This is a genomic window from Chitinophaga sp. CCNWYY40, from assembly GCF_037483205.1.
GTDB lineage: Bacteria > Bacteroidota > Bacteroidia > Chitinophagales > Chitinophagaceae > Chitinophaga > Chitinophaga ginsengisegetis.
The window spans coordinates 1,096,618-1,107,133 of record NZ_JBBHLF010000003.1 but is presented as its reverse complement, the minus strand read 5'-3'; the positions used below and the strand labels follow the sequence as shown (position 1 = coordinate 1,107,133).

General features: G+C 46.1%; 6 protein-coding genes. 3 read left to right on the top strand and 3 right to left on the bottom strand.

Going from position 1 to position 10,516, the window contains the following annotated elements; translation table 11 throughout:
- Nucleotides 1-262: 262 nt before the first annotated feature.
- The 3 genes from V7S65_RS14925 to V7S65_RS14915 form a co-directional block, all read right to left on the bottom strand.
- On the bottom strand, nucleotides 263-1,099 hold the full coding sequence (locus tag V7S65_RS14925) for a class I SAM-dependent methyltransferase (RefSeq protein WP_336386632.1): 837 nt from the start codon (nucleotides 1,097-1,099) through the stop codon (nucleotides 263-265).
- A 142-nt stretch (nucleotides 1,100-1,241) separates the two neighbouring features.
- Nucleotides 1,242-2,207 (bottom strand): MBL fold metallo-hydrolase, encoded by a 966-nt coding sequence (locus V7S65_RS14920; RefSeq protein ID WP_336386633.1) that lies wholly within the window; start codon nucleotides 2,205-2,207, stop codon nucleotides 1,242-1,244.
- A gap of 86 nt (nucleotides 2,208-2,293) precedes the next feature.
- Nucleotides 2,294-2,863: a Crp/Fnr family transcriptional regulator gene (locus V7S65_RS14915; RefSeq protein WP_336386634.1), complete on the bottom strand. Its 570-nt coding sequence runs from the start codon at nucleotides 2,861-2,863 to the stop codon at nucleotides 2,294-2,296.
- A gap of 470 nt (nucleotides 2,864-3,333) precedes the next feature.
- Between V7S65_RS14915 and V7S65_RS14910 the strand changes: the two genes are divergently transcribed.
- Genes V7S65_RS14910 through V7S65_RS14900 form a run of 3 tightly spaced genes read left to right on the top strand, consistent with a single transcriptional unit; the run spans nucleotide 3,334 to nucleotide 10,421 of the window.
- A complete protein-coding gene (locus tag V7S65_RS14910) occupies nucleotides 3,334-6,555 on the top strand; it encodes a SusC/RagA family TonB-linked outer membrane protein (protein ID WP_336386635.1) in 3,222 nt (1,073 codons plus the stop codon).
- Between the two features lie 20 nt (nucleotides 6,556-6,575).
- Nucleotides 6,576-8,072, top strand: coding sequence for a SusD/RagB family nutrient-binding outer membrane lipoprotein (locus V7S65_RS14905; RefSeq protein WP_336386636.1), 1,497 nt, complete (start codon nucleotides 6,576-6,578; stop codon nucleotides 8,070-8,072).
- A gap of 27 nt (nucleotides 8,073-8,099) precedes the next feature.
- Nucleotides 8,100-10,421, top strand: a complete 2,322-nt coding sequence (locus V7S65_RS14900; RefSeq protein ID WP_336386637.1) for an arylsulfatase — start codon at nucleotides 8,100-8,102, stop codon at nucleotides 10,419-10,421.
- The last annotated feature ends 95 nt before the right edge of the window (nucleotides 10,422-10,516 follow it).

The window sequence follows — 10,516 nt, the reverse complement described above, 5'->3', positions numbered from 1 at the left end:
GATCCACGTGTTTCGTTGGCTAATCTGCTGCAAAACAACTATTTTTTGTCTTATCCCCCAACTTTTCAACTTGATCCTTTAAAACGTAACGCTGCCCCAGTTACACCCTTTATTCTGCCAGATAATAAGTCAAACCAGGGAATTACTGGTTGGGAATAACCGCGCTGCAGCAAAAGAACTAGTTTCAGTCATCCTTTTAGCTCCTAAATTCCGGATGCATATTTTTCTCCCAAAAAAAGCAGTACAAAACACTATTTATTTACTATCCTTCTTTTTTACATTTTATAATTATAAACCTGAAGGCCGGTTTATCCGGCATCACCTTATTAGGTTCATCAATTTCAAAGAAATCTACTAATCCATATTTTCCGAATTCTTCTTTTACAGATTCCTCGTCATAGAAAAATATTTTGGCTCCTTTCGTAGCTTCAAAGCGGTGTTTGCCTATTTGTTTGCCCATTCCATAATTAGGTGATTGCTTAGAGATGACAGAGAAGAACAGGTATCCGTTGGGTTGCAACTGAGCATAACAGTCACGGATAAACTTTTTCCGTTCTTCGGTATCCAACAGGTAAATTAATCCATAGCTAAAGATGCCATCATACAAATGATGATCAAATGGCATGGCGGTTACTGAGCCATGATAGATTTTCATTTCATCTCCATAATGGCTTTTCGCCAGATCAATGGCTGTTTTTGAGATTTCAATGCCTGTTACTTTTATGCCATTGTCCACAAATAACTTTGCATTTCTGCCATACCCGATACCAGGGATCAATATATCTTTAATTCCTTCTTCTATAAAAAAATCCTTTGCTAAAATGGTAGATTCAGCGGGTTCAAATCCCCACATTGTTTGTTTTTCAATAAAGCTGGATTCCCAGAAAGCCCCGGTTTCGTCTTCCTGTATGGCGCACTCAAATCCCAGTTCCTTGATAGTTGAGATGATTTTGTCTGAATGGATTACGGGCGCCTCCACACGGATTAGTTGACCGCCATTACCGGGGTCGGAGGTAATGTCTGCATCCGGAAAAATATTTGTAAGCGCCTTTAATACCTGTTCTGCCTCGCGGATATTTGTTTTGAATATTTCGATCATGATAAAACATTTTATGCCAGCCTTCAGGAATAAAGATACGCATTAATTTATAAATGCAACATAGTTGCACTATTGAGTAGAAGCATTAAACCATCAAAACGGATGGCTTAATGCTTCCTTTTTCTCACCTGTTAAAAGCAATTTAATTAATGGAATAATTGACGGGTAACCATTGATAATGCTGTGCATCACCACGTAAATGGCCAATTCCCGGAAAGGAAAGATGAGGCGCTGCAATCCAGTAACCATTTTTAACTGCATTCTCAAAAGCTTTGTTACGCTCATCAGCGGCAGCGGATAAATCGACATCAAAATCGATTGTCACCGAAGGATCGGCGAACTGGACCGCACCGGCATGAATCATATCTCCCCAAAAAACGAGTTTCTGTCCTTTACTCTCCAGTGCGTAGCAGCTATGACCGGGAGTATGACCCGGCGAATTCACCGATGAAATGCCCGGAAAAAGTTGTGTACCCGGATCATACACCTTTACCTTACCTGCCTTTTGATAAGGTATCATAGCGGCTTGCGCGGGATCGAAGAATGGTTGCGCCCTTTTATTGGCGGTTTTCTTATTGGCGGCAGTTAACCAAAACTCAGCTTCCGGCTTGCTGATATATACGGTGGCGTTAGGAAACGCAATTTTATCCCCGTTTACCAGGCCGCCTACGTGGTCTGCGTGAAGATGTGTCAGCAATATTGCACTAATGTCTTCCGGATGAAAACCCGCGGCAACAAGGTTTTTCTTTAATTTTCCCAGGGTTGGCCCCAGGAAGCTGCCGCATCCTGCATCGATGAGTATCAGTTGATTGTTCGCCCTCACGAGGTAAGCTGTGATGGAGGTTTCAACCGTGGTGTCGAGGTAGTTTTGATGAAGCAGATCCATCACTTCACCTTTTTGGTTTTCATGCAGCAATGCGGTGAGGTTCAGCGGAATCGTTCCGTCGGACAATGCGATTACCTGGAAATCGCCCAGCTGCATGGAATAGAACCCCGGCTGGGCCGGTAGTTTATGGGCTGAAGGTTGTGATCTTACAGAAAGTAATCCGTTCAACAGCAGCAATAATACGAATGTCCCTCTCAGGGAAAATAAATGTAGAGATTTCATTTTTATTAAATTATCCTACAAAATTCCCATACTTATTTTCCATGCGGGAAGGCATTTATCACTTTAAAAATGTGATAAATCTGCCATTATTTTCGGTATAAACGGCTTATGGTTTCCCTTGAAACGCCCAGGAAAGAAGCTATAAAGGCTTTTGGTACACGACTATACAAGTCTGGATACTGGTTAACAAAATTCTCAAACCTCTCTTTTGTACTACCCATAATCATTAACTGCAGCCTTTTTTGCAACGCAACATATCCAAGACTTGTTTTTACTGCTACATAATGTTCATATTTCCACATCTCCCGGCCTAATTTCTCCCGGTTTTCAAAACTCAGTCCCAGCAGCTCACAATCTTCTACACATTCAATAGCAGTAGTGGCGGCAGTTTGTTTTAAAAAAGCCTCCCGTTCCGATATCCACCAATTCTCTGCGGCAAACTGATAGGTGAATTCCTTGCCGGTGTCAGCATCCGTAATATAAGACCGCAAACATCCCTTTAGTACAAAATACTCGTGTTTCACCCAATCGCCCTCTCTTACCAGCAACCGGTGTTTTTTGAGCTTTAAAGGAGTAAAATGGGATAAAACATATTCAAACTCTTCATCTGTCAGCTTACAGACCGTTTCTATATGCGCTCTTAATGGATGTACCATAAATCAAAAGTAAAGAATAGCCCTGTTCCCCACCCGGATTTTTTCTATACCCCCAAACCGCCCTGCCAGCGCGCAAGTTCACCCACCCGAAAACTTTTTTTTGCCCGGTGCTTGCGTTTTCCAAAAGCCGGTTGTATATTTGTCTACAATAATAGTAGACTAATAGAATTTACCACCACCAAAGTCTTTGTCCCCACCATACAAAGCAAATCTGATTAGTGTTCTTTATTGAAGTTGTCTCACACAGAGGCGACCTGATCAACCAGTTTAATAAACATTTCAACAATGAATCAGCTATTGTACAACAATAGAAGCAACAGGAATTTTAACGCGGATCCAGTGACATCCGTGTGTTGCTGTTGTTGTTAGACGGCCTTTCCGATTGGCACATCCGATTATTTAAATGACACATAGCGTGGTCATCATGGACGTCTATTGTCCAATTCTTCCAACATCTAATTTCCCTTTGTATGTTTAAATATTTACGAAAGACACTATTGTGTGCTGCTTTGTTGTCCTTTACCAGCAGCGTTTATTCACAGGCGCCTGTGCTGTTGAAAGGAAAAGTGATTGATAATAAAACACAGGAAGCATTACCGGGTGCATCCGTGCGCGTCAAAGGCGGCGCCACCGGCACGCTGGCAGATGCTACCGGAACATACCAGTTAAGCCTGCTGACATTACCGCAAACCATCGTCGTTACATTTATTGGATATCAGTCGCAGGAAGTATTGATTACCAAAAACGATCTGAACAAAATAGTAAAGCTGGAACAACAGCAGGCGCTATCCGAAGTAGTAGTAACGGCAGTGGGTATACGAAGTGCTACGCGGTCACTTGGTTATAGTGTGGGAGAAGTAAAAGCCGCTGCATTGAAAGATAGCCGGGAACCTAACATAGTAGCGGCACTCAGCGGAAAGGTAGCTGGTGTGCAGATCAATAACTCCGGTGGCTCCCCCGGTGGATCATCTACCATAAAAATAAGGGGTAACAGTTCCCTGCTGGGCAATAATGCGCCGTTATTTATTTTAGATGGCGTACCGGTAGATAATTCTATCCAGGATATTCTTCCTGTGTCAAACAGTGTTTCGCTGGCTACACCATCTAACAGGGCCATTGATATCAACAGCGCAGACATTGCCAGTGTAACCGTGCTGAAAGGCCCGGCAGCAGCTGCATTGTATGGCATCAGGGCGTCAAACGGCGCGGTGGTGATCAATACAAAAAGAGGCAGTTCCCTAACAGATAAATCTTTTGGCGTAAGCTATAGCGGATCATTTACGATTGATAAAATAAACCGCCGCATGCAACCACGTCAAACCAGTTTTTCAAATGGCATCGGCGGGCAGTATGTGAAACCAGGCACAACGGGCTCTGATGAAAACTGGGGCGCCTTGCTGGATACCCTTACCTACAGCTCGCAGCCCAGCAACTTTGATAAGAACGGTACCATAGTAGGGAGAAGCTCTCCGCTGTCCAATGGTATACCGGTGAACAGGTACGACAATATCGGGCAGTTTTTCGTTAACGGCTATACGAATGATCATAACATCAGTTTTTATGGCAACACAGGTAATGCCGGTTATTATTTTTCTTATGGAAATCTGAAACAGACAGGCATTATTCCGACAACAGATTTCTTCCGGCATACCTTCCGCTTTAATGGCGACTATACCGTGAACGACCGGCTGAAAGTGTCCGGCGGCCTCAATTACATCAAGGATGGCGCCGGTAACAGGGCGTTGATGGGAGGATTCAATACCAACGTGGTTCGTGCCCTGATCAATTCTCCGGCAAACTTTGACATCACAAATGGTTACTCCAATCCCTGGGAACATCCTGAATCCTATAAGTTGCCGGCTACTACCAACAAGCCTTGGGGCGACAGCCGTTCCTATGCCAATGGTATTGGCTGGGATAATCCATACTGGTCGCTTAACATGAATCCACAAACCGATGAGCTGAACCGCTTCATCACCTTTGCGGAAGCCAGCCTGGATATTACGAGCTGGTTAAAAGCCACTGCCCGTTATGGCATCGATAACTATACTGATGTAAGGAAAGGCGCTTTTAGTCGTGGTACCTCCGGCGTAGCTACCGGCACCATCAATGATGTAAATTATTCCAGGAGGGATAACAACCTGGATGTTTTACTGGTGGCCGACAGGAAGCTGAACAAAGACCTGGATCTTACCGTAGTGGCAGGATACAACTATTATAACTCCTGGAAGAACCAGGTGAATACCCGTGGCGACGGATTAACGATCCCTGGTAATTTTAATATCTCCAATGCATCATCTACCCAAACATTTAATCAAACTATCCGCAGGAAACTGGTAGCCGGATATGCAGATGTAAAGCTGGATTACAGGAAGTGGTTATACCTGGAGCTTACCGGAAGGAACGAATGGACTTCCACGCTGGCCAAAGGAAAGAACGCATTCTTTTATCCTTCTGCCAGTACAAGTTTTATTTTTACAGATGCGCTTCACCTGAATAATACAATCCTGAATTTTGGTAAGATACGTGCTACTTATGCGCAGGTGGGTAATGACGCCGATCCGTATTCCCTTGAAACCTATTATGTGCCTACTACCAGCAGCGGTTGGATACAGAGCGGAATCAGTTTTCCATTCAATGGCAAACAGGGACTCAGTTACAGCGCTACTATCGGCAACCCCGATCTTAAACCGGAACGCATCAGCACCTGGGAAGCCGGACTGGACCTGCATTTCTTCCATGATAAAACACAACTGGAAGGAGTTTATTATTACAACAGCAGTAAAGACCAGATCATACCGGTTACGCTGCCTTACTCTACCGGTGCCGCCTATACGCTTACCAATGCCGGTAATATCGTTAACAAAGGAATTGAAGCCAGCCTGTTGCAGCGCATTGTCAGCGGCAGAAAATTTTCATGGACCGCCACTGCCTTGTTTAACAAAAACATCAGCCGTGTAAACTATATCGCTGATAATATTTCCAGTGTTAGTCTTGGTGGCATATGGATGGAAGCCAGGGGCCAGGCGGGGCAGCCCTATGGCGTGTTTTATGGCACCGATGTAAAACGTAACGCAGCAGGAAAACCCATCATCGACGATAACCCCAACAGTGCCAGCTACGGCTATCCATTGGTGAATACCACGTTCACCAAAATAGGAGATCCAAATCCTGATTTCAATGTGGGGCTGCGTAATGAACTGAGATACGGTTCCTTCAGCTTTTCGTTTTTGCTGGATGGCCGCTTTGGTTTTGACCTGTTCAATGCGCCGCGTTTGCAGATGGTGTTTAACGGCGTAGATGCTTCTACGGCTGCAAGAGGCACTACCACTGTTTTTGACGGCGTTACCGCTTCAAAGGGAGAGCCTAATACCATTAGTGCAGTGTTGTCGCAGGCGTGGTACCGTAATACTTTCAATATACAGGGATTGTATGTGGAGCATGATCTCTACTGGATAAAGCTCAAAGATGTGAATCTTACATATGCTTTACCTGCGCAGTTGCTGAAGCCTGCGCACATATCAGCAGCGAGTGTTACGCTGACGGCCAGGAACTTTTTGCTTTCCACCAATTACACCGGCAGTGATCCGGATCTGGGAAGCCGCAATGGCTTGTCGAACGCCGCGGGTATTGACTTCTGGACAACACCCAACACAAAAAGCTATGGCGTGGCATTGAACGTTTCTTTTTAATCTATTAAGTAATCAGCAAGATGAAAATATATCCATCTAATATCGGACGTTTATTTATTGCAGTGAGTATGTTAGCCGGGCTGGCGTCCTGCTCACTTGAAGGTACCAACGTTAACCCTAACGCCTCTACGGAGGTATCCGTTAGCGCGGTGTTAACCGGTGCAGAAGTAGCGCTCGGCTTTAACCTGGGCGTTAACGCAGGACTGATCGCCAATATCTATATCCAGCAGGCTTCCGGCGCTAACGGTGATGCCGCCTCTTTTGATAACTACGCTTCATCCACCCAGTATTTTAACCAAACCTGGAGAGGGTTTTATGTAGAAGTGCTGGATGAACTGAAGATTGTGAGAACTACTGCCACGCAGCAGCAGTTGCCCTATTACAGCGGTATTGCACGGGTGTTGAGCGTATATACTTATGGTACTTTAACGGATCTTTTCGGAGATGTTCCCTACAAGGAATCATTGTATGGCAACAACATTACCAATCCCGCGTATGATAAGCAGGAGGATATTTATAAGTCGCTGCAGGAGCAGCTGGACTCCGCTATCGCGGAGCTTTCCTTGCCGGCAGCCAGCAACCAGGGGGCATTGCCGGCTACAGATGATGTGATATACGGCGGTAACATTGACCGGTGGAAATCGCTTGCGTATACCCTGAAAGCACGATATGCTATACATCTTACTAAAATAAACAGCACCACTGCTGCACAGGCCGTGTTGAATGCGTTATATGATGGCGCCCGCTACAGGGGAATAGCCGATAACTCAGGAGATGCACTGGTGATATTCGGCGCATCCACTACCAATGCGAATCCTTTCTATCAGCAGAACACCAACAGGCCGGGATGGATAGGACTGGGCGCTTCTTTTGTAAACCTGTTGAATGGAAATGCGGTAACGGATGATCCTACCAAGCCGGAAGGACTGCTGGTAGACCCAAGACGTGCTTATTTTGCCACTCCTTACCCCGTGGGCAGCAATACTTACAGAGGCAGCGCTCCGGGCGTGCCTGGCGCGTTTTCAGTGATTGGCAGTTATTATGGAACAGCCACTTCACCGGTGGTGATCAGCAGTTTCACCGAAGCAAAATTCCTGGAAGCAGAAGCGCGGTGGAGAATAAATCCTGCGGACCCTTTGGCAAAAACAGCCCTGGAAGCAGCAATACGTTCCTCTTTTCAACGGGTAGTAAGCAACAGCACAGACCCTTATGCCACACCGGAGAAGCAACAGGCATATATAACGGCAAAGGCTATATTAAACGGTGACTCCGGCAGTGATCTGAACACGATCATTACCCAAAAATATATTGCCTTGTTCCTGCAACCGGAAGCGTGGTCGGACTACCGCCGGACAGGCTATCCTGCATTGCCGCTGGCTAAGAACGCGACCAGCGTTGCCAATCCAAACGGACAAATACCCAGGAGGATTCCTTATCCGCAGAATGAGCAGACACTGAATAATAATACTCCCGCAGGATCGGGATATCAAACACCTGCCTTGTGGTGGGACAAATAAAACTATCAGCCAACTAAACAATAAGTAATGAAATTTTCAACCTCATCCGGACCCTTTATTTCGTTGATGCTGCTGGGCGTTGCATCAGGCGCCTATGCGCAATACAGCCCGCAGAAAAGTTATGCCGGAAAGCCAGGTACTACGCTTGCACAAACGGTTATTACGCCAACGCCTTTTAATCCTGTTGCACCGGCCGGCGCGCCCAATATTATTTATGTGATGCTGGATGATGTGGGATGGGGCGCCAGCAGTGCGTTTGGCGGGTTAGTGGAAACACCCGTTTTTGATAGCCTGGCTAATAACGGTTTGCGCTATACGAATTTTCACACTACTGCTATTTGCTCGCCCACCCGTGCCTCTTTACTAACGGGCCGCAACCATCATTCTGTGAATGTACCTACAGTGATTGATGCGGCAGTGAACCTGCCAGGTCATAACGGTTACATGCCGTTTGAAAAAGGTACGGTAGCGGAGATATTAAGAGAAGATGGATACAACACATATGCTGTTGGTAAATGGCATGTAACGCCGAGCCCGGATCTTACGCCGGCAGGGCCTTTTAACCGCTGGCCCACAGGCCGCGGGTTTGATGCCTTCTTCGGATTTATGGCCGGAGAAACAGACCAGTATACGCCTGCACTCTGGGAAAATACGGTGAAGGTAGAACCGGATCTGCAGGGAAAGCATCTTACTACCGTGCTGGTGGATAAAGCAATTTCCTATATCGCCGGACAACATTCTGCAGCGCCTGATAAGCCTTTCTTCCTGTACTTTACACCGGGAGCCACACACGGGCCTCACCAGGTAGACAAGTCATGGGTGGATAAATACAAAGGTAAATTTGACGCCGGCTGGGATGTATACCGGGAGCAGGTGTTGGCGCGGCAAAAGGCATTGGGACTGGTACCAAAGGATGCAACGCTGCCACCGCGCAATCCCGGCGTGAAGCCGTGGGAATCGCTTTCCGCCACGGAGAAGAAAGTATTTTCCCGCTTCTTCGAAGTGTATGCAGGATTTCTTTCCCACACGGATTATGAAGTAGGCCGCCTGGTGAATTACCTGCGTGATACCAGGCAGCTGGATAATACGCTGATCGTGCTTATCATTGGCGACAACGGCGCCAGCAAAGAAGGCGGTTTGAGCGGTCATGTGCATGGCATTAATGAGTACATCGATGGTAGTTTGTTTACCGAGAATTACGACCGCAGAATAAAGGATATTGATAGTTTGTATGAGAAGATAGGAAGTCCGGAGTCCGGGCCCAACTACCCGGTGGGCTGGGCGCAGGCGGCGAACACGCCTTTCCGTTATCTCAAGCAGGATGCCAACAGCGAAGGTGGTACCCGTAACCCGCTGGTGATCTTCTATCCAAAGCTGATCAAAAAAGGAGGCATCCGTACGCAGTATTCACATGTAAACAGTGTAACGCCTACGGTGCTGGAAATTGCAGGGTTAAAGGTGCCTAAAATAATTAATGGTTATCCGCAGGATACGCTGGAGGGAATCAGTTTAGCTTATACTATCAACAATGAAAATGCGCGGGGCCGGCATCATGTGCAATACTACGAAATAGCCGGTGGCCGCGCTATCTACAAAGATGGCTGGAAAGCTGCCGTAAGCCATAAACGCGGTACGCCGTTCTCCACAGACAAGTGGGAACTGTATAACCTGAATACAGATTTTAATGAGCAACATGATCTCGCCGCAAGTGATCCGGCAAAGCTGAAAGAGCTGCAAAGTCTTTTTGACAAAGAGGCATGGAAGTATAAAGTGTATCCCTTGCTGGGAGATACTACCCGTCTTACCCCTGCTATCCTTACCCATGGTCCGCTGGATAGCCGCGCCAGCGCTATATTGTATCCGGGGATTACACAAGTGCCTTCGCGTTCCGCGCCGTTTCTTTCAGAGCAGTCGTTTATCATCAAAGCAGATGTGGAGCTGAGTGATGCAAAGAATGAAGGTGTGTTATTAAGCACAGGCGGGCGTTTTTCAGGGTTTACTTTTTTTGTACAACAAGGGAAACTGAAAGCTGTGCATAACAATAACGGTCGGTTAACGGATCTTACTTCGGGTAAAGATCTCCCATTGGGAAAAGCCATACTCCGCTATGAATTGAAATACACACCGGCTTCACAACTCACAGACCCGGCAGGTACAGAGTCATTATATATCAATGATGAAAAGGTAGCGGAGCGCACCATCAGTAAAGCCGATGCTACTATTTCCCCTTATGACGAAGGGCTGGATGTGGGAAGGGATCAGGGTTCTGCGGTATCGCCATTGTATAAATCGCCTTACAATTTTACCGGTAAACTTAACCATATCGAAATTATACATCCTTCACTTTAAATGCATTATTATGACGTTAGCAGATCTTGTTTTATTAACAAAAAAAATTGCCATCGGCATATTGATATTCCTGATACCGCTGGTGATTATCGCCG

Excerpts from the sequence above, each read along its gene's own strand:
- V7S65_RS14925 (WP_336386632.1), bottom strand. The coding sequence starts at position 1,099 with ATGATCGAAATATTCAAAACAAATATCCGCGAGGCAGAACAGGTATTA.
- V7S65_RS14900 (WP_336386637.1), top strand. The coding sequence starts at position 8,100 with ATGAAATTTTCAACCTCATCCGGACCCTTTATTTCGTTGATGCTGCTG.
- V7S65_RS14910 (WP_336386635.1), top strand. The coding sequence starts at position 3,334 with ATGTTTAAATATTTACGAAAGACACTATTGTGTGCTGCTTTGTTGTCC.
- V7S65_RS14915 (WP_336386634.1), bottom strand. The coding sequence starts at position 2,863 with ATGGTACATCCATTAAGAGCGCATATAGAAACGGTCTGTAAGCTGACA.
- V7S65_RS14905 (WP_336386636.1), top strand. The coding sequence starts at position 6,576 with ATGAAAATATATCCATCTAATATCGGACGTTTATTTATTGCAGTGAGT.
- V7S65_RS14920 (WP_336386633.1), bottom strand. The coding sequence starts at position 2,207 with ATGAAATCTCTACATTTATTTTCCCTGAGAGGGACATTCGTATTATTG.